This window comes from Paenarthrobacter sp. NPDC091669 (assembly GCF_044756725.1).
Lineage (GTDB): Bacteria > Actinomycetota > Actinomycetes > Actinomycetales > Micrococcaceae > Arthrobacter > Arthrobacter bambusae_C.
On the sequence record NZ_JBIVTK010000003.1, the window covers coordinates 342,475 to 364,231 of the forward strand.

General features: G+C 63.6%; 18 protein-coding genes and 1 pseudogene. 4 read left to right on the plus strand and 15 right to left on the minus strand.

The features are described 5' to 3' along the window. Positions 1–24: 24 nt before the first annotated feature. The 6 genes and pseudogenes from ACIQLI_RS06950 to ACIQLI_RS06975 form a co-directional block, all read right to left on the minus strand. Positions 25–585: a hypothetical protein gene (locus ACIQLI_RS06950; protein ID WP_400386494.1), complete on the minus strand. Its 561-nt coding sequence runs from the start codon at positions 583–585 to the stop codon at positions 25–27. After that, a pseudogene (locus ACIQLI_RS06955) lies at positions 582–1,147 on the minus strand (DUF402 domain-containing protein). Before ACIQLI_RS06955 ends, ACIQLI_RS06950 begins: the two are co-directional and overlap by 4 nt. Next, entirely contained in the window at positions 1,144–3,117 is a 1,974-nt protein-coding gene (dxs, locus tag ACIQLI_RS06960; RefSeq protein WP_400386496.1) for a 1-deoxy-D-xylulose-5-phosphate synthase, read from the minus strand. Before dxs ends, ACIQLI_RS06955 begins: the two are co-directional and overlap by 4 nt. A gap of 177 nt (positions 3,118–3,294) precedes the next feature. Then, the gene (gene acnA, locus ACIQLI_RS06965; RefSeq protein WP_354225595.1) at positions 3,295–6,102 is read right to left on the minus strand and encodes an aconitate hydratase AcnA; all 2,808 of its coding nucleotides are present in this window, start codon (positions 6,100–6,102) and stop codon (positions 3,295–3,297) included. Positions 6,103–6,334: 232 nt separating this feature from the next. Further along, a complete protein-coding gene (locus ACIQLI_RS06970) occupies positions 6,335–7,708 on the minus strand; it encodes a class I SAM-dependent RNA methyltransferase (protein ID WP_400386499.1) in 1,374 nt (457 codons plus the stop codon). Continuing rightward, entirely contained in the window at positions 7,709–9,682 is a 1,974-nt protein-coding gene (locus ACIQLI_RS06975) for an APC family permease (protein WP_354225591.1), read from the minus strand. 116 nt (positions 9,683–9,798) lie between these two features. Between ACIQLI_RS06975 and ACIQLI_RS06980 the strand changes: the two genes are divergently transcribed. Together ACIQLI_RS06980 and ACIQLI_RS06985 are read left to right on the plus strand one after the other, a co-directional pair. Further along, a complete protein-coding gene (locus tag ACIQLI_RS06980) occupies positions 9,799–10,470 on the plus strand; it encodes an NAD-binding protein (RefSeq protein ID WP_172321966.1) in 672 nt (223 codons plus the stop codon). Beyond that, the gene (locus ACIQLI_RS06985; protein ID WP_354225589.1) at positions 10,470–11,207 is read left to right on the plus strand and encodes an NAD-binding protein; all 738 of its coding nucleotides are present in this window, start codon (positions 10,470–10,472) and stop codon (positions 11,205–11,207) included. The genes ACIQLI_RS06980 and ACIQLI_RS06985 overlap by 1 nt, the downstream gene beginning before the upstream one ends. Here the strand turns inward: ACIQLI_RS06985 and ACIQLI_RS06990 are convergent. The 4 genes from ACIQLI_RS06990 to dut all read right to left on the minus strand — a co-directional run bounded on the left by ACIQLI_RS06990 (position 11,174) and on the right by dut (position 13,715). Next, positions 11,174–11,956 carry a DUF3159 domain-containing protein gene (locus ACIQLI_RS06990; RefSeq protein WP_354225587.1) on the minus strand — a complete coding sequence of 261 codons (783 nt, stop codon included), beginning with the start codon at positions 11,954–11,956 and terminating at the stop codon, positions 11,174–11,176. The genes ACIQLI_RS06985 and ACIQLI_RS06990 overlap by 34 nt on opposite strands. Next, positions 11,953–12,303 (minus strand): hypothetical protein, encoded by a 351-nt coding sequence (locus tag ACIQLI_RS06995; RefSeq protein ID WP_354225585.1) that lies wholly within the window; start codon positions 12,301–12,303, stop codon positions 11,953–11,955. Before ACIQLI_RS06995 ends, ACIQLI_RS06990 begins: the two co-directional genes overlap by 4 nt. Before the next feature lie 19 nt (positions 12,304–12,322). After that, on the minus strand, positions 12,323–13,066 hold the full coding sequence (locus ACIQLI_RS07000) for a DUF3710 domain-containing protein (protein ID WP_400386505.1): 744 nt from the start codon (positions 13,064–13,066) through the stop codon (positions 12,323–12,325). Between the two features lie 97 nt (positions 13,067–13,163). After that, the gene (gene dut / locus ACIQLI_RS07005) at positions 13,164–13,715 is read right to left on the minus strand and encodes a dUTP diphosphatase (protein WP_400386508.1); all 552 of its coding nucleotides are present in this window, start codon (positions 13,713–13,715) and stop codon (positions 13,164–13,166) included. Between the two features lie 104 nt (positions 13,716–13,819). On the opposite strand from dut, the gene ACIQLI_RS07010 reads away from it, so the two are divergent. After that, positions 13,820–14,317, plus strand: a complete 498-nt coding sequence (locus tag ACIQLI_RS07010; RefSeq protein ID WP_400386511.1) for a DUF3093 domain-containing protein — start codon at positions 13,820–13,822, stop codon at positions 14,315–14,317. 36 nt (positions 14,318–14,353) lie between these two features. Here the strand turns inward: ACIQLI_RS07010 and ACIQLI_RS07015 are convergent, their stop codons facing one another. Continuing rightward, the gene (locus ACIQLI_RS07015) at positions 14,354–14,653 is read right to left on the minus strand and encodes a DUF4193 domain-containing protein (RefSeq protein ID WP_354225577.1); all 300 of its coding nucleotides are present in this window, start codon (positions 14,651–14,653) and stop codon (positions 14,354–14,356) included. Positions 14,654–14,950: 297 nt separating this feature from the next. Between ACIQLI_RS07015 and sepH the strand changes: the two genes are divergently transcribed. Beyond that, complete coding sequence (gene sepH / locus ACIQLI_RS07020; protein WP_354225575.1) at positions 14,951–16,291, plus strand: septation protein SepH; 1,341 nt, start codon at positions 14,951–14,953, stop codon at positions 16,289–16,291. A 9-nt stretch (positions 16,292–16,300) separates the two neighbouring features. On the opposite strand, the gene ACIQLI_RS07025 is transcribed toward sepH, so the two are convergent. Genes ACIQLI_RS07025 through ACIQLI_RS07040 form a run of 4 tightly spaced genes read right to left on the minus strand, consistent with a single transcriptional unit; the run spans position 16,301 to position 21,735 of the window. Next, the gene (locus ACIQLI_RS07025; RefSeq protein ID WP_354225573.1) at positions 16,301–17,056 is read right to left on the minus strand and encodes a thymidine kinase; all 756 of its coding nucleotides are present in this window, start codon (positions 17,054–17,056) and stop codon (positions 16,301–16,303) included. Beyond that, positions 17,049–18,269, minus strand: coding sequence for an alkaline phosphatase family protein (locus ACIQLI_RS07030; protein ID WP_400386515.1), 1,221 nt, complete (start codon positions 18,267–18,269; stop codon positions 17,049–17,051). The genes ACIQLI_RS07025 and ACIQLI_RS07030 overlap by 8 nt, the downstream gene beginning before the upstream one ends. Continuing rightward, the gene (locus tag ACIQLI_RS07035) at positions 18,266–18,991 is read right to left on the minus strand and encodes a DUF5998 family protein (protein WP_354225569.1); all 726 of its coding nucleotides are present in this window, start codon (positions 18,989–18,991) and stop codon (positions 18,266–18,268) included. Before ACIQLI_RS07035 ends, ACIQLI_RS07030 begins: the two co-directional genes overlap by 4 nt. Before the next feature lie 56 nt (positions 18,992–19,047). Further along, on the minus strand, positions 19,048–21,735 hold the full coding sequence (locus ACIQLI_RS07040) for a GNAT family N-acetyltransferase (RefSeq protein WP_400386519.1): 2,688 nt from the start codon (positions 21,733–21,735) through the stop codon (positions 19,048–19,050). Positions 21,736–21,757 lie beyond the last annotated feature (22 nt).

Consider the following 21,757-nt stretch of genomic DNA (forward strand, 5'->3'; position numbering starts at 1 on the left):
CCTCCTGGTGCGTTGGGGTGCTACTTAGAGAGTAAAGCCCGCGCCCTGCTTGGGCGAGTGCTTCACCCGGAATGCATCGGGCTCGCTGTGCGGCGCCGCGGCGATGGTGAGTTTGGTGAAGTCGAGGTCCTCACCACGAACACAGATCTTGATGGCGTTCACGGCTTTATTAACGTCCGGGCAAAGGCAGAAGATGTTCAGGTGGCCATTGCCTATTTCGGACCGGTCCACGATGCCCAATCCACGCCACGCCAGTTCCCCTGTCAGGGCTGCCTTGGCTTTCCGTTCGAGATGGCGGTCCCGCTCGGTGCCATCCTTGGTCTTGAGGGCAATCTGGGCAACAACCCAGAACTGCTCCGATTCGGGAATCTCCGCGTATCCGTCTTCCTCGCACTGCGCAGCGAATGCCCCCATCAGGCCCTCCACCGAGGATTCGTCCTCCACGCCGGTTTCGTCGGTTTCGCTCTGATGACCCACCACACCGTGATTGACCACGAACTGCTGGTCCTCGTCGTCATACCAGGCTTCCCGGAAGTGAAGTACTCCTTCGTCGTCCCGCTTGTACGTGCGAATAATGCCGCTCATGCCCGTCCTTTCCTGAACCATTCGGCGCTGGTGCTGGCACCAGTGACATCGAAAGGTTCTTTCATGGCCGCTACAGCCTCAAAGAGGGCTGCGCATTCCGCGCGCATAGCGGCCACTGTTTCGTCCGGATAGCCCATGGCTACCCGGTGCTGCTCAAACTCGTCTTCATCGTCAACAAACACACCATGCAGGGTGGAGCGGATCACGTCCAGGTCCATGTCAATCATGTGGAACTCCGTGACACCAGGCCTGATGGTGTTCCAGTCGTGGGACGTGGCAAGGTCAACGTAGATCCGGAAGTCGCCCGGTACGTATCGTCGTAAAAGGTCGCCACGAACCCGCCGGTCCGCGGGACCAACAGAACGGCGTCCGAAGCTGTGTAGAAGGCTGCCCCGGGACGGGAACAGAACTCCCCCGCGCCCTGGAAAATCCACCAGCCGTGAATATCTTCGCCAAGATACCGGCCAGGCACCACCCAGTGGGCCTTGCCGTTCCACTTCCTGTTCCTCGACACAACGAGGTCGCCGGGCTGCAGTGCACCCGGCCCGCGGTTGTCCATCACAACGTGGGCAGACTGCCGGTGGTGGGGTGTTCCTGGCCCGGGAGGGGCCTCGCGAAGGGGACCTTCGTCCCCAAAACCTGGGCTACGACGTCGTGCGTTATCTTCTGGGCGGTGAGTCCAACGCGCTCCAGGACCTGGCTCCGGGACCCGTGGACCAGGAACTCAACCGGCAAACCGACTTCATTGAGTGCCGTATCCACCCCGGCAGCGCGCATTTCCTGCCGGATGCGGGAGCCAACGCCACCAGCACGCACGCCGTCTTCAATGCAAATGACCAGGCGATGGCGGGCAGCGAGGGCGATGATCGATTTGCGGACAGGAAGGACCCAGCGGGGGTCCACCACGGTGGAGCTGATGCCTTGGGCGCCCAGCCTGCCGGCTACATCCAGCGCGAGCTCAGACATGGCACCGACGCTGACAATGAGGACATCGTTTTCGGTGGAACCGTCGGGTCGGCGGGCGAGGATGTCAACGCCGTCGTGAAGCCGCTCAATGGCTTCAACCTCGGAGCCGACGCTGCCCTTGGAGAACCGCACCACCGTGGGGGCGTCGGAAATTGCGACAGCCTCCCGCAGTTCTTCGCGGAGCCTGGTGGCATCACGAGGGGCCGCCAGGTGGAGTCCCGGCACGATCTGGACCATGGCCATGTCCCACATGCCGTGGTGGCTGGGACCGTCCGGGCCGGTGACGCCGGCCCGGTCCAGGACAATCGTGACGCCGGCCTTATGCAGGGCCACATCCATGAGGAGCTGGTCAAAGGCCCGGTTGAGGAAGGTGGCATACACCGCCACGACGGGATGCAGGCCGCCAAAGGCCATGCCGGCAGCCGACGTGAGGGCGTGCTGCTCTGCGATGCCGACGTCAATGACGCGTTCCGGGTGGCGCTCGGCAAACTTGTGCAGGCCCACGGGAATCAGCATGGCGCCTGTAATGCCCACGATGTCCTCGCGCTCATCGGCGATGTCCGCGATCTCCTCAGCGAACACCGAGGTCCATGACCTGGCGCCTGGCATCTCCGTGGACTCGCCCGTTTCGGGGTCGATGATTCCCACGGCGTGGAATTGGTCTGCCTCGTTGGCCAGGGCCGGGGCGTAGCCGTGGCCCTTCTCGGTCATCGCGTGCACAATCACCGGGCCTCCGTAGGCCTTGGCGGTGTTCAGCGCATTCTCCATGGCCTGAAGGCTGTGCCCGTCCACCGGACCGATGTACTTCATACCCAGGTCCTCGAACATGCCCTGGGGAGCCCACCAGTCCTTGATGCCCTTCTTCATGGCATGCAGGCTCTTATAAGTGAACTGCCCGGCGGGTCCGCCGTTCTGGAGCTTCTTCTTCCACCAATCCAGCATCCGCTCATACGCCGGGGTGGTGCGCAGGGAGTCGATGGTGGGGCGCAGCGAAGCAAGGTAGTCGGCGAAGCCGCCGACCGTGGGCGCGTAGGAACGGCCATTGTCATTGACCACAATGACCACGCGGCGACGCTTGTCAGCGGCAATGTTGTTGATGGCTTCCCACGTCATGCCACCGGTGAGTGCGCCATCGCCCACCACCGCGACGACGAACCGGTCACCTTCGCCGGTCAGCTGGCGGGCCCGTGAAATGCCGTCGGCCCAGGACAGGGAGGATGAGGCGTGGGAGCTCTCCACAATGTCATGCTCCGATTCCGCGCGCTCCGGATATCCGGAGAGCCCACCCTGCTGGCGGAGGGTGCTGAAGTCCTGGCGGCCAGTGAGCAGCTTGTGCACATAGGACTGATGCCCGGTATCGAAGACAATACTGTCCCGCGGGGACTCAAAAATCCGGTGGACGGCCAAGGTGAGTTCAACGACACCCAGGTTGGGGCCCAGATGTCCACCTGTCGCGGCAACGTTGGTGATCAGGAATTCCCTGATTTCGCCGGCCAGTTGTTCCAGCTCGGTGCCGGACAATTTGGCCAGGTCCTGTGGATCCTTGACGGTTTCCAAAAGTCCCAACGGCCCTCCTTAGGGTGAATGACGTGCTTGTTAACTTTAGCGCGTGCCCGGGGCCCGCGTGTTTCCCCACGCTTGCGCCCTGTGTGGCATCGCGACCGGGACGGCAACAGCCCCGGCTGGTCAGGCGACCGGCCGGGGCTGTCTGGCGTGGGATTCAGCTGGAAACCAGCTGGTCCACTATGCGGAGATCTGGCGCAGTACGTACTGCAGGATGCCACCGTTGCGGTAGTAGTCCGCTTCACCCGGGGTATCGATACGCAGGACGGCGTCGAAGGACTTGCTGGTGCCATCCTCAGCCGTGGCTGTTACCTTCAGGGTCTTCGGTGTGGTGCCGTTGTTCAGTTCGGTCACACCCTCCACTGCGAAGGTTTCCGTACCGGTCAGGCCCAACGTTGCTGCGGACTCTCCAGCCGGGTACTGCAGCGGAAGAACGCCCATGCCGATCAGGTTGGAGCGGTGGATGCGCTCGTAGCTTTCAGCGACGACTGCCTTGACGCCAAGGAGCGCCGTGCCCTTCGCTGCCCAGTCACGTGATGAACCGGAGCCGTATTCCTTGCCTGCCAGGACCACCAACGGCGTTCCCGCAGCCTGGTAGTTCTGAGCGGCATCGTAGACGTAGGCCTGCGGTGCACCTTCCTGGCTGAAGTCGCGGGTGAAGCCACCCTCAACGTTGTCCAGGAGCTGGTTCTTGATGCGGATGTTGGCGAAGGTACCGCGGATCATGACTTCGTGGTTGCCACGGCGTGAGCCGTAGGAGTTGAAGTCCTTACGCTCCACACCGTTGGCCAGAAGGTACTGGCCGGCGGGGGTGTCCGACTTGAAAGATCCGGCCGGGGAGATGTGGTCCGTGGTGACGGAATCGCCAAGCTTCAAGAGCACGCGGGCGCCCGAGATGTCCTTGACGGGATCCGGCTGGGCCTTCATGCCCTCGAAGTATGGGGGCTTCCGCACGTAGGTGGAATCCTCGGCCCAGGCGAAGGTGTCGCCTGCCGGGGTGTCGAGGGCCTTCCAACGGTCGTCGCCGTCGAAGACGCCCTCGTAGCCCTTGGCGAACATTGCCTCGTCGATGGAGGAGTCAATGACTTCCTGCACCTCGGTGGGGTTCGGCCAGATGTCCTTGAGGAAGACCTCGTTGCCTTCGGAGTCGGTGCCCAGGGCATCGGTCTCGAAGTCGAAGTCCATGGTGCCTGCCAGGGCGTAAGCGATGACCAGCGGCGGCGACGCCAGGTAGTTCATCTTCACGTCCGGGTTGATGCGGCCTTCGAAGTTGCGGTTACCGGAGAGGACGGCGGTGACGGAGAGGTCGTTGGCCTGGATGGCCTCGGAGATTTCCGGCTCAAGCGGGCCGGAGTTACCGATGCAGGTAGCGCAGCCGTAACCCACAATGTAGAAGCCAAGCTTCTCGAGGTACGGGGTGAGGCCGGACTTCTCGTAGTAGTCGGTGACCACCTTGGAGCCGGGGGCTACAGAGGTCTTGACCCACGGCTTGGACGTCAGGCCCTTGTCCACGGCGTTGCGTGCCAGGAGGGCAGCAGCCAGCATGACGGACGGGTTGGACGTGTTGGTGCAGGACGTGATCGAAGCGATCGACACTGCACCGTGGTCCAGCTCGAACTCGCGGCCATCAGCTGTTGTGACCTTGACCGGCGACGACGGGCGGCCGTGGGCACCGTTGGCGGCGGAGTAAACGCGCTCCGTCTCCGTGGTGTGCGAATCAGCATGAGTGAAGGACGGCGCATCCGAAGCCGGGAACGATTCGTCCAGTGACTCGTCCACGCTGCCGTCTTCGATGGCGACGTAGTTGTGGATGTCCTTGCGGAACTGCTCCTTGGCATCGGTGAGCTCAATGCGGTCCTGGGGACGCTTGGGGCCGGAGATGGAAGGAACAACCGTGGACAGGTCCAGCTCGAGGAACTCGGAGAAGCGCAGTTCGCGGGAGGGATCGTGCCAGAGGCCCTGTTCCTTGCTGTACGCCTCCACGAGGGCGACGTTCGCTTCGGAACGACCGGTCAGGCGCAGGTAGTCCAAGGTGACGTCATCGATGGGGAACATGGCAGCCGTGGAACCGAATTCCGGGCTCATGTTGCCGATGGTGGCGCGGTTGGCCAGCGGCACAGCGGCCACGCCTTCACCGTAGAACTCAACGAACTTGCCTACAACACCGTGCTTGCGCAGCATTTCGGTGATGGTCAGGACGACGTCGGTGGCGGTAGCACCGGCCGGGATGCTGCCCTTGAGCTTGAAGCCCACAACGCGGGGAATCAGCATGGAGACGGGCTGGCCGAGCATTGCTGCCTCGGCTTCGATGCCGCCGACGCCCCAGCCCAGGATACCCAGGCCGTTGACCATGGTGGTGTGTGAGTCAGTGCCCACACAGGTGTCGGGGTAGGCACGAAGAACGCCGTCAACCTCGCGGGTCATCACGGTGCGGGCCAGATATTCGATGTTGACCTGGTGGACGATGCCGGTTCCCGGAGGGACAACCTTGAAGTCATCGAACGCGGTCTGGCCCCAGCGAAGGAACTGGTAGCGCTCACCATTGCGCTGGTATTCGATCTCCATGTTGCGCTCCAGTGCGCCGGAGTTACCGAAGGCGTCGATCTGGACGGAGTGGTCGATGACCATTTCTGCAGGCGCCAGGGGGTTGACGCGCTTGGGATCGCCGCCAAGTTCCTTGACTGCTTCGCGCATGGTGGCGAGGTCAACAACGCAGGGAACGCCGGTGAAGTCCTGCATGATGACGCGGGCGGGGGTGAACTGGATTTCCGTGTCGGGCTCCGCATTGGGATCCCAACCGGCCAGTGCGCGGACATGGTCCGCCGTAATATTGGCGCCATCCTCAGTCCGCAGGAGGTTTTCAAGCAATACCTTAAGGCTGAACGGAAGGCTGTCTGCGCCCTCTACGGAGTTCAACCGGAAAATTTCATAATCGGTGCCGGCTACATTCAGTACGCCTTTGGAACCGAAGCTGTCCACAGTGCTCATGGCAGGACTCCTCTCGCAACAGTTTCATCTTTGTCGCGTGGTAGGCCGCTAGCCAGTTAGGCGCACCTTACTTAGCCGGGCGGCATCTCTCGTGGTCACCCCGGTCCGCGGCGATGATTCCAGCGGAGCGGGGCTACTACGCCCATCGTAGTGGCATCCGTCCCAAGAGTGGCATGCCGCCGCCCAAACCCGGCGCCGCCCGCCGCACTCCGGTGGGCGGGCGACACTCCGGCTATGCGGAAGGGACGATCAGGCCCACCGTTTCGAGGTGGTGGGTATGGGGGTAAAGATCGAAGGCCCGCAGTGACTCCAGGCGCCAACCTCCCTGATGGAAGTAACCCAGATCACGCGCAAAGGAAGCAGGATCGCAGGACACATAGGCGATTGCGCGGGGACCGGTGGCCATCAATTGCTTGACCACAGCCTTTCCGGCTCCGGCCCGCGGCGGATCCAGCACCACGGAATCGAAGCTCCGGGCGCTCTGGTGCAGCACGCGTTCCACCCGCCCTTGGACGATTTCCACCTGCGCTTCGCCGTGGAGGTTCTTACGCGCGTCGCGGCTTGCACCGGGAGCACCCTCCACCGACAGCACCGAGCCGGTCACACCCACCGCGTCGGCCAGGGGTGCCGTGAACAGCCCGGCACCGGCGTAGAGATCGGCAACTGCGGCGCCGGGCTGCAAGTACCCGCCACGCGAAAGATAGTCCGTCACAGCGCCCACCAGCGTTTCCGGTGCGTCTTTGTGGATCTGCCAGAACCCTTCGCCTGTGACCCGGTAGTCATGGCCGGCCGCGGTCTCCTGCACCCAGGTCCTCCCCCGCAGCTGCAGGACTTCTCCCTTGCTGGGGTCGAAGCTGGCGACCGACACGTCAGGCGGCAACTGCGACAAGATGCTGTGCACCCTCTTGGGGCTCGTCCCCTCCTCCGGCGCCAGCAGAATCAAGGGCCTGGAACCATTGGCCGGGACGGCAACCTCGACCCGGGCGATGCCCGAGAGATCAAGGTCCCACAGCTTCAGGTCGTTCAGTCCCGGAAGCGCCAACGGCATCTCCTTGATGGGAAGCACCACGTCCGAGCGGTGGGCGTGCATGCCCAACCGCCCCTTGGAGGTCACCGCAAAGCCAGCGCGCGTGCGCCAGCCGAGGCCGTCGTCGTGGTGGTCCCCCACGGCTTCCACCTCGGTGGCGAGGTCCAGCCCGGCAAGCCGTTTGAGTTGTTCAGCCAGCACCTCGGCCTTCAGGGCGCGCTGGCGCTCCAGCGAAATATGTCCGAGCTCGGCGCCGCCAACCGGCGGCCCGCCACGGCGCCAGGAGGCCTGCGAATCCGCTGCCTTCCAGAAGTGCGGGACCCGGTGGGGCGAGGCTTCAAGGACTTCGACGACGTCGGCCCGCCAGAAGCGCGACGAGTCACCGGAGTCAGTCAACCGGATACGGACCTTCTCCCCCGGGATGGCGTGCCGGACGAAGATGACGCGCCCTTCGTGCCGCGCGACGAAGTGTCCTCCGTGGGCGATGGGGCCAATGTCAACGACAAGTTCAGTGCCGGACGCCCCTTGGTGGTCATTGACGGGGTGATCGGCGTGGGGGGAATTGCTGTGGGAGGTCATTTAGGTATCCTGCAGTGCCTTTGCTTCTTCGGAGGATTTCAGCTGCCACGGAACACTGGCAACCATGACTCCAGGTTCAAAGTGGAGCCTCGTCTTGATTCTGAGTGCTGTCTGGTTATGGACCAGTTGTTCCCACCATTTGCCCACGACATATTCAGGGATGTAAACCACGATCAGATCCCGCGGCGAGTCACGGCGCATGTTCTTGATGTAGTCCATGATGGGTGTCACGGTTTCGCGGTATGGGCTGGCCAGGACGGTCAGGGGAACCGGAATTTCCAGTTTCTCCCAATCCCGGACGGTGTGCTCGGTCTCTTCGGTGTTGATGTCCACGGTAATTGCGTCAAGGCGTGAGGGCCTGGACGCCCTGGCGTAGGCCAACGCCCTCAGCACGGGCTTACGGACGTGCGAGACAAGCAGTACCGCGTGGACCCGGGTGGGCAATGCACGCGGCGACGAGTCCTCGTCAACGGCCAGTTCCCTTGCCACGTTGTCATAGTGGGCACGAATGCTCCACATGATCAGGAACAGGATGAACATGGCAAGCAGGGCGATCCAGGCGCCTTGCTCGAACTTGGTGATCAGGACGATCACCAAGACCAATGCGGTCATGCCGAAGCCCAGCATGTTGATGGTGCGCGACTTGAAGATGCGTCGGCGGACAGCCTTGTCCCGGGCAAGCTTCAGCTCGCGGCCCCAGTGGCGGATCATGCCGAGCTGGCTGGCCGTGAACGAGATGAAGACGCCCACAATATACAGCTGGATCAGCTTGGTGACATCGGCATTGAACGCGAGGATCAGGACCAACGCGCCGGCCGCCAGGGCCAGGACACCGTTGCTGAAGGCAAGGCGGTCGCCCCTGGTGCGTAGCTGGCGGGGAAGGTAACCGTCCTGGGCGAGGATGGAGCCAAGCACGGGAAAGCCATTGAAGGCGGTGTTGGAGGCGAACACCAGGATCACACCCGTGGCAGCCACCACGACATAAAAAAGGATGGAACCCGAGCCGAAGATGGTGTCCGCGATCTGACTGATGGCAGGCGTCTGGATGTAGCCCTCCGGCAGGGGTTTGCCGTCCACCAGGAACTCCCGCGCGGGGTCCAGGACAATGTGCACCTTGGTGGCGTTGGCAAGGTAAAGGATTCCTGCCAGCATGGAGGCCGCTATGACGCCCAACAGCAGCAGGGTGCTGGCCGCGTTCTTACTCTTTGGTTTCCTGAAATTGGGTACGCCGTTGCTGATGGCCTCAACACCTGTGAGCGCCGCGGCCCCCGAGGAGAAGGCCCGCAGCAGTAGGAAGGCTCCGGCAAGGCCCACCAGTCCCTCGTCGAAGCCTGGCTCCGGAACGATGGTGAAGTTGGCGGAAGGTGCCTCCCCCAGGGTTCCGGTAGCTGCTTGGAAGATGCCTGCAGCGGTCATGCCAAGGATGGACGCCATGAAGATGTACGTGGGGACGGCGAAGAGCGTCCCGGCTTCCCTGACCCCGCGGAGGTTGACCAGCGCGAGGATGACCACGCCGATGGTGGCGATGAGTGCCTGTTGGCCGTGCAGCGATGGAATGGCCGTAGTGAGGTAGGTGGCGGCCGAGGACATGGACACCGCCACGGTCAGCACGTAGTCCACCAGCAGGGCCGATGCCACGGTGAGCCCGGCATATTTACCGAGGTTGACGCTGGCGATTTCATAGTCGCCGCCACCGGACGGGTAGGCGTGGACGTTTTGCCGGTAGGACGCCACCACTGTGAGCAAAACCACCATGACCGCGAGGCCGACAAGCGGGGAGAAGGCCACGGCACTGACTCCCGCCAGGGCGAGTGTCAGCAGGATTTCGTCGGGGGCATAGGCTACCGAAGACAGCGCATCCGAGGCGAAGATCGGCAAAGCGATGCGTTTGGGCAACAAGGTGTGGGACAGCCGGTCATTCCTGACCGGCCGGCCCACCAACACCCGCTTCGCGGCATTCAAAATTGTCAGCACTCCGCAAAGCTACTCTGAATCCCCATCGATGTCATGACGGTTGTTCGCAGGCGCACCCACGCCGCACCGGTAAAGTCATACCGAGCGGGACGGACAGCACAGATAAAGGAGACATGGTGGCTCACTTCGTGATCATGGGTTGCGGCCGTGTTGGCGCAACCCTGGCACACACTTTGGAGGATGCCGGCCATTCGGTCGCCATCATCGACCAGGACGAGCGGGCCTTCCGCCGGCTGCGCAACACCTTTACCGGCCGCAAGGTCACCGGGGTGGGTTTCGACAGGGACACCCTCAAGCAGGCCGGCGTGGAAGAGGCTTACGCCTTCGCCGCCGTCTCCAGCGGCGACAACTCGAACATCCTGGCCACCCGTGTGGCCCGCGAGACCTTCCACGTTGCCCACGTCGTGGCACGGATCTACGATCCCGGCCGCGCCGAAATCTACCAACGGCTGGGCATCCCCACGGTGGCAGCCGTCCGCTGGAGCGCAGACCAAGTCCTGCGCCGCATTCTTCCGGAGCAGCATTTGGCCGGAGATTACCGGGAGCCCTCGGGCCGGCTTGTGCTGGCCGAAGTGGACCTGCACGAGGATTGGATTGGCCACAGCCTCGCTTCGATCGAGGCCGCCTCGGGAATCCGCATCGCCTTCCTTACCCGGTTTGGTGAGGGCGTGCTCCCCCAGGCCGGCACGGCTTACCAGGAAGGCGACACGGTCCACGCGATGCTGAGCCTGGACAGAACGTCCGAGATCAGCCGGATCCTCGCCAAAGCACCCGCCAAGGAGTCTTAGTGAAAGTTGTCATTGTTGGCGCAGGAAGCGTCGGCTCGTCCATTGCGCGCGAACTTCTGGCCCATAAGCACCAGATACTGCTGATCGACCTCAAGCCCGAGGTCATTGGCCGCAGCGGACTGCGGGGCGCCCGCTGGTTGGTGGGAGACGCCTGCGAACTCAGCACCCTGCAGGACGCAAAACTTGAGGATGCCGACGTCGTGGTTTCAGCCACGGGGGACGACAAAGTCAACCTTGTGGTGTCTCTGCTGGCCAAGACCGAGTTTGGCGTGGGACGCACGGTGGGCCGTGTGAACAACCCCAAGAACGACTGGATGTTCAATGATTCCTGGGGCGTCGACGTCGCGGTCAACACTCCGCAGCTCATGACGGCATTGGTGGAAGAGGCCGTGGAAATCGGCGACATTGTCCGCCTCCTGACGCTTCAGACCGGCGTGGCCTCGATCGTCGAATTCACCGTCCCGCATGACTCCCATGTCATCGGCAGCACTGTAGGCGGGATCGACTGGCCGGAGGACGCCACACTGGTAGCCATCCTGCGCGACCAGGCACCGATAACGCCTACCCGGGACGATGTCCTGGATGGCGGCGACGAACTGTTCTTCGTCACCACCATCGCAGCCGAAGACGGCCTCCGGTCACTTTTGTCGCCAGGTTCCGACGACGCAGGCGAACCACGCGGGGAAACGTCGTCAGCTGCGGATCAGGCCTCTGAGGACGACGGCTTCGACGGTTGAGGTGCCGGCTTGGTGAGCAGCCAGGCAACCCAGAGACCCAGGATGTACAGCGGGGCGCCCATCAGGAGCCTGGTGGTCGCCAACGCTGTCAGGCCGGCCTCACCCATGAAGTACAACGGCACCTGCACCACCAGGCGCAGTGCCAGAACCGCCACCACAATCCACGTTCCCAGTTTGTACGCCCTGAGCCGTTCAGGATCCTTACGCCATTCAAGTCCTTCATTGCGGACGAAACCAAAAAGAAGGCCCGCCACCGGCCATTTGAGGACAATGGAGAGCACCATGGCGGCGATGTAGGCGATGTTGGTGAAGAAGCCCAGGACGTAGAAGTCCTCTGCCTTGCCGGTGGTATTGGCCAACCACGCGGAAATCCCGACGCCCACCACTCCGGCCAATGCCTGGGTCAGGGGACGCCGTTGAATCAACCGGACCACGGTGAAAACCGCGGCGGCAGCCAAAGCCGCCACCAATGCGGGGGTCAGATCACGGGTCACGGTGAAAACCACCAGGAAAACCAGTCCCGGAAGAATGCTCTCAGCGATTCCCTGCCACCCACCGGCGGACTTCAGCATGTCCACATGCCCGGCGCTGTTCCGGTGAAGGCCGGCTTTTTCGGCATAGCCGGCAGCGAGATCGGACACACTGGGGGCTTCCGCCGACGGCTTGAGGGAATCCTCCGGCGGTGAAGTCCGCTGATCGGGAACAGCGCCCCCGGTGTCCCGGGGTTCTGATCCGTTGGACACGGTCATAGATGCTCCTGACGGGAAAGTATTTCGTAGCGTGGATTGAACATGGCCGGCAAACCGTCAAGCTGGGTCACCATGCCGTTCAGGCGGAGCTGGACACCGGCCTCGATACCGGGGACGCGTGTCCTGCCGAGCCAAATGACGCGAAGACGGTCGTAGGGCTTCCGGACGCCGCCTGCGCTGATGGGCTGATGGGGTCCGGGACCCAGGGCATCGACGACAACAGCGGAAAAAAATGGTTGGTCGCTGGGCGGCTGATGCGTCACCGACTCGATGAAGCCGGTGCACACCGCCCTTCCCCGGGCAGGAAGATCACTGACTCCCTGCGTCCGGGGACGCTGGCCGGCCATCCCTCCCCTGCCCGAAGCGTCAGCCAATCTGGGTGATCTCCGGCCCTCGTTCGGGCTGCTCCATGGCCGGAGCGGCCTGCGGAGCGCCGGCTTGTCCCGGCACGGCAGCGTCCTTGGGCAGGCGCAACTGCAACAGTTCGCGCGGAGGCATCGGGTTGTCGCCGCGCACCACAACTACCCGGCGGAAAAGTTCTTCCAGCCCTGCTGCAGCGTCACGCTCCAAGGCAGCCTGCCCACCAAGGACTCCGCGGAGGAACCAGCGCGGGCCATCGACGCCCATGAAGCGCGCGGCACGGAAACCGCGGCTGCCATCGGCCGCTTCAGCGGGCAACTTGGCTACCAGCTCGGTACCAAAGGATCCGGAAACCTCTTCGGTCTCCCCGCCCTGGCTGGCCACGGACTGGGTGATCTGTTCCCGGATCTCGTCCCACAAACCTTCTGAACGCGGAGCCGCAAACGCCTGAAGCTGCAGGCTGGAACCGTCCAGGTCCATGGTTACGGCCACCACGCGCTGGGTGGCTTCTTCAACCTCAAGCCTCAACTGGAGACCTTCGGCAGGAGCGATCAGTAGCGCACCGAGGTCGACGTAACCGTCACGGTCCTCGATCTCGTCTATATCCAAGGGACCTTTTGCAAGCCGGAAATCGCCGGTGGTGCCAGGCTGGCCTGATTCTGGACGTGGTGCCTCAGCACCGGATTCCTCGACGGTGCCGGCGGTGTCCGACCGCTCGTCCTTGGACTTCTTGCCGCGCCCAAAAAGCATTGGGTTTTCTCCTTAGTAGTGGTCTATCCCCAAGTAAACCGCACCCACGTTGAACCATGTAAAACCACGCCAAGGCGATGCCTCCGACGTAGGGAGGTCAGTGGTTTGCTGAGGGCTTTGGTGCGTTGAAGCCGCCCGTGGAACCGAAGCCGCCGGTTCCACGAACGGAATCGGACAGTTGGTCAACAGCCACGAACCGCGCGTACTCAACGCGCTGAATCACCATTTGTGCAATTCTATCGCCGCGCTTGAGAACGATGGCGTGGTTTTGGTCGGTGTTCAGGAGCGTCACCGCGATCTCGCCCCGGTAGCCTGCGTCCACAGTGCCTGGAGCGTTGACGACGGTCAGTCCATGCTTGGTGGCAAGTCCCGACCGCGGGTGGATAAGAGCCACGAATCCATTCGGCAGCGCTATCGAAACGCCCGTGGGAACAAGTTTCCGCTCACCGGGGGCGAGGTGTACGTCTTCGCGGGCCCGGAGGTCGGCTCCGGCATCTCCCGGGTGCGCGTAGGACGGCGCTTCCAACCCGGCGTCGAGCATTTTCAGCTGGACTTCCAAGGTAGGGGCCCCGTAGGTCGCGGGGGTTTCACTGCCGTTGGCGGTTCCGGGGGCGGTGTCTGTGCTGAATACTGCGGTCTCATTGCTCACAGTGGTCCATTCTACTGGGAGCCGGAACCTGCGCACCCGGCCTGCCGGCTGCTGACCCCTGATGGTGGACGCAGCGGCAGCGCATCGCCGGATAAGCTGAAGGTATGCCTACGCCTGACCAGTCCTCCCCCGCGCCTGCCCCGAACACTCCGACGTCTTCGGAGGTCCTCTACACCGAGAAACTGTGGCCGTCAGTGTGGATCTGGGTTGTGGTGGTGGGCCTGTCCGGCGCCGGCGTCCTGATGTTCGGCCCCATCAGCGCAGCTACTGGCATCATCGCGGCTTTGGTCCTGCTGGCCATCATGACCATCATGTTGGTGCTCTCAACACCCACTATTACGGTCACCCCCACCACGGTCCGGGTTGGCCGGGCGAGCATCGACCGGAAATTCGTGGGATCCGTCGAGGCTTTCACCAAAGGCGAAGCCACCGCCGAGCGGGGTCCCCGGCTCAACGGACTCGCCTACATGTGCTTCCGTGGCTGGATCGACCCCGTGGTCAAGATTGAGATCACGGACCCCGCCGACCGTACTCCGTACTGGCTTGCCTCTTCCCGCAGGCCTGACGAACTGGTGTCGGCGCTGACCACCCCGCGGGACTGACACGTCCCTGCAGGAAAACCCAAGACTCCGGGGTTCCTATCCTTCGCACTCTTTGCAGTACAGATGTCCGCCACGCTCCGTGGCGATTTGGGACTTATGCTTCACCAGGAAGCAATTGAAACAGGTGAACTCGTCCGGTTGGGGTGGCATGACCTGAATCAGGAGTTCTTCGCCGGATAAATCAGCGCCCGGCAGCTCGAAGCCGTCGGCAAGGTCCGACTCATCGACGTCCACGGCGGAAGATTGCTTCCCCGACTGGTGCGTCTTGAGCTCTTCCAGGGAATCCTCGCTGGCGTCTTCCTCGGTCTTTCGAGGGGCATCGTAATCGGTGGCCATGGTCCTTCCTGGTCCTCCCTGCCTGCAATGGGTTCCCGCCGGTCCGGCGGTAGTCGCCGCCGGTGTAAGGGTGCAACGCCGCACGCCTCGGATTTGTGCCCGATATCGGCCAGATTTTCCTCCTCCGGCCCGTAAAAGTCCATAGCCCCCCATCGTTAGCAAAGAAGCACCGAATAAACTCCCCCATCAAAGCCGGTTTCACCGGAATATCACGGCACGCCCTCGCTCCTAGTAGGAAAAGACCCCGGCGGGTGGCAGAGTTTCGAATGTCAGTTATGCCATGTGGTGGAGGGTGTTATGCAGGATCTACGACTGGTAGGCGTCCACGACGACGGCGGGCATCTGCTTTTGAGCGGCCCCGGCGGTGCGATGTTCCAGCTTCCGATCGACGAAGCCTTGAGGGCAGCGGCGAGCCGGACCCCTGCCCAAGTGGCGGCCCGTGCCGCCAACACAGCCATTGCCATGTCCCCGCGCGACATCCAGTCCAGGATCCGCAGTGGAGCTACAGCGGCCGAAGTGGCCGAGTTGTCCGGACTGCCCCTCGCCAACGTCCAACGCTACGAAGGACCTGTCCTCGCGGAGCGTGAGTACGTTGCCAGGCAAGCACGCAACATTGAGGTTGCCGCACCTGCTCCTGGCCACGATATCTACCGTTCGGCCTTCGGTGACAACCCGGCGACGCTGGGTGAGATGGTGGACCACAGGCTCGCTGCCCACGGCATCGATTCCGCCACGGTGGAATGGGACTCGTGGCGCCGTACGGACGGCTCCTGGACCGTCGTCGCACGCTTCGAAACGGTACCGGGCACCCACGGCAGCATCGGCGAGGAACCGCCCGCCATGTGGACCTTCAGCCCGCAGCGCAAGTCCCTCCAGAACGCCAACCGCTGGGCCCAACAACTCAGCGAGCTCGAGCCGCTGGATGGACCCGTCCCGGCCCGCAGGCTCGCTGCCGTCTCGGACCGGCCCTTCGATTTCGAAACCGATGCCGAGACAGCCGCCCGTGCGTCTGCCAAGGAATCGGACAGCCTCCTGGAAATGCTCCGTTCGCGGCGGGGCCAGCGCCTGGGCGTGGACGAAGACGGAGACGACGCCTTGGCGGTGCTGCTGAGCAACGTTCCCGCAGCCCACCCGCGGCCCGGGAGCGAGCACGAAGACCTCGAAGAAAAAGACGCTGCAGAGCCCGAACCGGCTCCGGCTGTCGCGGAGGAACCTGCACGCAAAGACGGCCGCCCCTCCATGCTCTCGCGGCTGAGCCTGGCGCCGCGGCACTTCGAACCCCACGACGACGATGAAGACGATTCGCTGAAGCTCCACCAGGGCGTCAGTACGGAAACGCGGGAGATCACGGTGGTAGCCGGCCCGCTGCGTCCCGTCACTTCCCTCCCGGGGCGCAAACCCGCCGGGCTTGACGAACTCCTGGGTGGCAACAGCGCTGTCCGCACCACGGACTCTCCGCGCGAGGAATCTCCTGAAGATCACCGGGACAGCGAAACCCCTGCCGATGATTCCAAGAACCCGGAGAACGCCGAGGTCCGCAAGGACGCCGATGCCCCGGCAGAACGCCAGCCGTCACGGCCGAAGCGGTCCAGCATTCCCAGCTGGGACGAGATCGTCTTCGGAGCCCGCGGAGACTAGTTCCACAAGCTAGCTGCGGCGAAGCTCCCCGGCGCCCGGCCAGAGGCAGGCGTCAATGTCGAAAGGGAGCGGCTGGTCCGCCCCTGCCATCAGGTTGGCACCGTGCACCGTGACGCGCCGCATGTAGTGGCGGCGGCATAACGTCTCGTAACCCACCACAGCCTCACGGCCCACGACGCCGGGTTCCGGATTGCCCTCGGCGTTCCCGCCTGATGGGTTGTCGCCTCCGGTGGAGGGTGCCACGTCACCCACCATCACCTGCTCGCCTTCGACCACCATGATGCCGTTCACCGTCCGGGCATTCTGGGTTGCCCGGCGCCCACACCAGCACAATGCTTCCACTTGCAGCACTTGGACCTTATCGGCCAACTCAATGAGGCGCTGTGAACCAGGGAACAGCCGGGTGCGGAAGTCCGAGGTGATGCCAAAGGCGAAGACGTCCACCTCCATCTCATCCACCACACGCGCCAACTGCTCCACTTGGGCTGGCGTATAGAACTGCGCTTCATCGCAAATTAGGTAGTCCACGCGAAGTCCGCTGGTGCGGCGGACCACCACTTCGTCCCAGAAATCGGTGCCACCTTCAACCTCGACGGCGTCGATGTGGAGTCCCAGCCTGCTGGAGATGGTGGAGTATCCGGCGCGGTCGTTGCAGCTGAAGCGAACACCTCCGCGACCCCTCGCGCGGTGGTTGTGGTCCATCTGGAGGGCAAGGGTGGACTTGCCGCAGTCCATGGTGCCGGAGAAGAAGACCAGTTCAGCCACGTTTGCCCTTCTTGCCGGCAGCAGCGAAGCACACCAAGGGAACTTCGCGCTCGGCTTTGGTCAGCGAACCATGCTGGCCCACTACTTCCAAGGAAGCGGGGCGGGCACGGCGGGTGTCATACAGCGCCAGGGTGTCGCGGGCTGCGATCATGACATCACCGATGCGCGGCGCAACCTCGGGGCGGACAGCACCGAACAATCCGGCGTCCATGGCCTGGTTCCGTGTGAAGGCCCAGATCCGCTCACCGAAGCGATGCCGCCAGGCTGCGAGCAGGGCATCGCGATGCTCCACTGTGGCGTCCGGTTCAAGGTACAGGTGCACCATGCGGGGCTCCCCTGCAGTGTGCCTGACTCCTGCCACCAAGGATTCGTCTGCGGAGTAGTCGAGTCTCTGGGATTCGGGAACGTCCACCATGCCGTGGTCACCGGTCAACAGGATGGTGGTACCTGCCGGGAGCGTTGAGGAGAGCCGCTTGACCGCGGAATCCAGTTCTTCGAGTTGATGCTCCCAACGGTCGGACTGGCATCCGTAGCGGTGGCCGGCTTTGTCCAGCTCATTGAGGTAGAAGTACATCAGGGAACGTCCGCCACCGGACATTGCTTCCGCTGCCGCGGCCGTCCGCGCATGCAGCGTAGTGCCGCCAACAAACCGGCTTCCCCGCAGTGCTGCCTGCGTCATGGGCGAGTTGCCGAATTGAGGCAGGCTGACTGTCACTACGTCCAGTTCCCCGGCCAGTCGTTCAAAGACCGTGGAGTGGGGCTGCCACTCCACCGGATCCACCTCTGAATCCCAGTTGCCCAGGAGGTTCACTACCTTGTCCTGCGCTGGATCCAGGACGTCGTATCCCACCATGCCATGTTGTCCGGCGGGCAAGCCGGTGCCCAGGCTCGCCAGGGAAGCTGCCGTGGTGCTGGGGAATGCTGAGTCGATCCACTGCGGGACGTTGCCCTGCCCTTCGGCCAGGACTGAGCGGAGGAAGGGCGTGTGGGAGGCCTTCTGTTTGAGCAGGTTGCGACCCAAGCCATCGGCAAGGACAACGCAGACGCGCTGGGATGCAGGTACCTGCAAGTGGTTGGTGAACCCGGGCACTCCGAGTGCAGCTGCAGAACTCGTGAAGACTTCCGCGATCGATTTGCTCCCGAACAGCGGGGCGGAGGGTAGATCGGATGCGTCGTGGGTTACCGGAGACGAGGTCTGTGCAGCGTCCCTCAACGCTGGTGTCCGCGGCTCAAGCGGTTGCTGAAGACACCCGAACGCGGCCGTGGAGCCGGGATGCCCGTGTGCTGGACGGGAGCCGGATTTCCAGTGTTAACGGCTCGCAGTGCGCGGGCAAAGAGCTTGGCATCCTGGACGGCCTGCAGGCCGTCGGCTTCGGCGCTGATGCGCAGCACAATATCTTCCTGGGCAATGGTTCCGCTGTACCCGTGATCTGCCTCGCACTGGGGGTCTCCGCAGCTCGCCGGCCCCATGTCCAAACGCTGGCCTCCGGACCAGGCAATGGAGACGGTGAGCTCCCGTACAGGATCGGATGGCTTGTAGTCCTGGGGCTGGGAGTACATGTAGCTCAGGACCACGGAGCGGATTTGGGCCACTGGGACGGATTCAGTGGAGATCTGCGCAACAATTTGCTCGCCGGCTTCGTCAAGCTGCTGGTCGTCAACGTGTGTGATCACCAGCATGTCTTCGGTGAGCACCAGGACAGTGATGTGCCTGCGGACCTCGGCGCGGTCAAAGTGCGTCTCCAAGTGCACCAAATGGGAAAGGCACTCCCGGCCGTCCAGGGCGTCATCGACGACGTCGGCCACCAGCCGCGGATAAAACCCCGCCTGCTGCAGTGCCTGGTCCAGGCTCTGCCCCTGCGAGCTGTGGTTGTGCGCGGTGTGGTGCCCGGTGTTGGACGGGCGTGATTGAGGCGTCGGAGACTGGGTGCTCATTCCCCCATTTTCACAGATCGCTGGGTGACTTCCTAACCGCGCGGTCCGCCCTGTGGCTAACTTCGCATCGCACGCCGCGCGCTGTCAGTCCGCTGTGCGGCGTTGCCAATCCAGACGTCGGCACCCAGGATCGTGGCACCCGAGGGGCCGGCCAGGACGGGGTTGAATTCCACCAGCGCAATTCCCGGGTGATCGTCCTTCAGCCTGGCAAGCCTGGCCGCTATGTCCTCCAGGGAAGCCACCTCCACCGCAGGCAGTCCCTGATAACCAAAGAGCTTCCTTGAGGCGCGCGGTGAGCGGATGACGTCATGCAGGTCCGCAGCCGAGAGCGGCGGTACCCGGTGGGCCCAGTCGTCCAGCAGGTTCACGGCATCGCCCGCCAACCCAAAGGACAGCACTGGCCCCAGCAACGGATCCTCAATGGCCCGGAAAGTGCAGGCCTGTCCCACCGGAGCCATGGCCTGGACCTCAAGGGACGGCGATCCATACGGTTCCAAAGCCCGGCGCATCTGTGCAACGTTCAGGCGCAGCGATTCCGCGTCCTGGATGTCCAGCCGCACGCCACCCAGGTCCAGCCGGTGCCGGAGGGCCGGGTCGGTGGTCTTCAGGACTACAGGCCAACCCAGCGCGTCAGCCGCCTGCACGGCTTCGTCCGGTGTACCGAATCCAAGTGTGGGCACCACTTCGATTCCGTAACCGGCAAGAAGCGCCGCGGCAGCCCCGGCGTCGAGCTTCCTGATTTTCTCGCCGGTAACACCGGCCAGCATCGCCGTCAGCGTTTCCCGGGTGCCCTCCACGTCGCAGCCCTCCGGTTCAACGAACAAGCCCTGATCCCTGTCGCGCCATTGCGCATAACCAACAATCGCGGCCAAGGCAGCCACGGCAGCGCCTGCATTGGAATAGCACGGAAGAGCGGGCTTCCCTGCGGAACCCACCATGCCCTCCACATGGACGGAGGGGTCCAGGATTCCGGTGAACGCTGCAACTACGGGCTTGCCGGCCTCAGCAGCGCATTCTGCCAAAACACCGGCCAACGCCTCCACCGTGAGCCCCCTCGCAGGAAGAAGTGCGGCAATCACGGCGTGGACGGAGGGGGCGGCCAAACTTTCCATGAGGCTGGCCCTAAGTGCCGGGAGCGCAAGTGACATACCGGCGTCGAGGTCAACGTCCGTGACCAGCCGGTCCACCTCCAGTCCGAGCGGACCTGCGCTGTCGGAAACCACTTTGCCCAGGGCCACCGAATTGGAATAGACGGCAACGCCGGGGCCTTGGGGCAGCGCCTGGGATGACACGATCTGGGCGATGTCCATGAGCTGCTCAATGGTTTCCACGCGGATGACGCCGGCTTGGCGCATCATGGCGTCCACTGCGGCAGCAGGGGCCTGGGTGGTCCGCACTTCGTGTCCGGGCGGCAGGCTCAGGCCCGTCACGTCGGACTTCGCGACAATCACGGGCTTGCTCCGCGACAACCGCCGGGCCAAGCGGGAGAACTTACGGGGATTGCCGATGGACTCCAGGTACAGGCCCACTGCGGAGGTGTCGGCGTCGTCCTCCCAGTACTGCATGGCATCGTTGCCGGACACGTCGGCACGGTTTCCCGCCGAGAGGAAGGAGGACAACCCGAGCCTGCGACGGCTGGCAGCGGCGTATACGGCAACACCCACAGCAGCAGATTGGCTGAACAGGCCCAAACTTCCCCTGGGCGGCATGGTGGGCGCCATGGACGCGTTGAGGGATACGGCCGGATGGGTGTTCAGTATTCCGAGCGACTCGGGGCCGATCACCCGCATCCCGTTGGCCCTTGCACGACGCACCAGTTCGTGCTGGCGTGCCAGGCCCCGCTCGCCGTCGTCGGCAAATCCGGCCGTGGCCACCACGATCCCCTTGACGCCCGCAGCGGCGCAGTCGTCCACCACCTTGGGCACTTCTTCATACGGAACAGCGATGATGGCCAACTGGACCGGCCCGGGAATTTCGGACAACTTCCCGAAGGAGACCATGCCGGCAAGTTCAAAAGCTTCAGGGTTCACGGCGTAGACCGGGCCCTTGAACCCTCCTTCTATGATGTGTTCGAGCAATTGGTAGCCTATGGTCCCCCACTTGCGGCTGGCGCCAATAACAGCCACCGACGACGGCGACAACAAGTCGCGCACGCTGCGGGCCTCGGCGCGGTGCTCACGGGATTCCATGACGGCCCGCGACTTCTCCGTGGGGTCGATGTTGAACTCGACGCTCACGACGCCGTCGTCGAATTGCCGGGTGAGGTCGTAGCCGGCGTCGGCAAAGACCATCAGCATCTTCCGGTTGTCCGGAAGGACCTCGGCAGTGAAACGCCGGACGCCGTTTTCGCGGGCGGCAACCGCCAGGTGCTCCAGGAGGATGGAGCCGATCCCGCGCCCCTGGTGGGCATCGGAGATATTGAAGGCGACTTCGGCTTCGTCGGGGTCATCCAGGCGGTCGTAGCGGCCGATGCCCATGATCTCGCCGCCAATGGTAATGACGAAGGCCACCCGGTTGATATGGTCCACTTCGGTGAACCGCCGCACTTCCTTGCCGGAGAGCCGGGGTTTGAAGGAAAAGAACCGCATGTAGATCGACGCCTGTGATTGGCCCGCATGGAAGGCTTGCAGGGCATCGGCGTCCTCGGGCCGGATAGGGCGAAGATGGGCGGTTCCGCCGTCGCGCAGGACGACATCAGCCTCCCAATATTCCGGATAAATGCCGACGCCGGGCTGATCCACCATAGGCTTAGCCTAGCTAAAACAT

Excerpts from the sequence above, each read along its gene's own strand:
- ACIQLI_RS07035 (WP_354225569.1), bottom strand. The coding sequence starts at position 18,991 with ATGAGCACCCAGTCTCCGACGCCTCAATCACGCCCGTCCAACACCGGG.
- ACIQLI_RS06970 (WP_400386499.1), bottom strand. The coding sequence starts at position 7,708 with ATGACCTCCCACAGCAATTCCCCCCACGCCGATCACCCCGTCAATGAC.
- ACIQLI_RS06990 (WP_354225587.1), bottom strand. The coding sequence starts at position 11,956 with ATGACCGTGTCCAACGGATCAGAACCCCGGGACACCGGGGGCGCTGTT.
- ACIQLI_RS07015 (WP_354225577.1), bottom strand. The coding sequence starts at position 14,653 with ATGGCCACCGATTACGATGCCCCTCGAAAGACCGAGGAAGACGCCAGC.
- ACIQLI_RS07010 (WP_400386511.1), top strand. The coding sequence starts at position 13,820 with ATGCCTACGCCTGACCAGTCCTCCCCCGCGCCTGCCCCGAACACTCCG.
- ACIQLI_RS06995 (WP_354225585.1), bottom strand. The coding sequence starts at position 12,303 with ATGGCCGGCCAGCGTCCCCGGACGCAGGGAGTCAGTGATCTTCCTGCC.
- ACIQLI_RS07000 (WP_400386505.1), bottom strand. The coding sequence starts at position 13,066 with ATGCTTTTTGGGCGCGGCAAGAAGTCCAAGGACGAGCGGTCGGACACC.
- acnA (WP_354225595.1), bottom strand. The coding sequence starts at position 6,102 with ATGAGCACTGTGGACAGCTTCGGTTCCAAAGGCGTACTGAATGTAGCC.
- ACIQLI_RS07040 (WP_400386519.1), bottom strand. The coding sequence starts at position 21,735 with ATGGTGGATCAGCCCGGCGTCGGCATTTATCCGGAATATTGGGAGGCT.
- ACIQLI_RS06950 (WP_400386494.1), bottom strand. The coding sequence starts at position 585 with ATGAGCGGCATTATTCGCACGTACAAGCGGGACGACGAAGGAGTACTT.
- sepH (WP_354225575.1), top strand. The coding sequence starts at position 14,951 with ATGCAGGATCTACGACTGGTAGGCGTCCACGACGACGGCGGGCATCTG.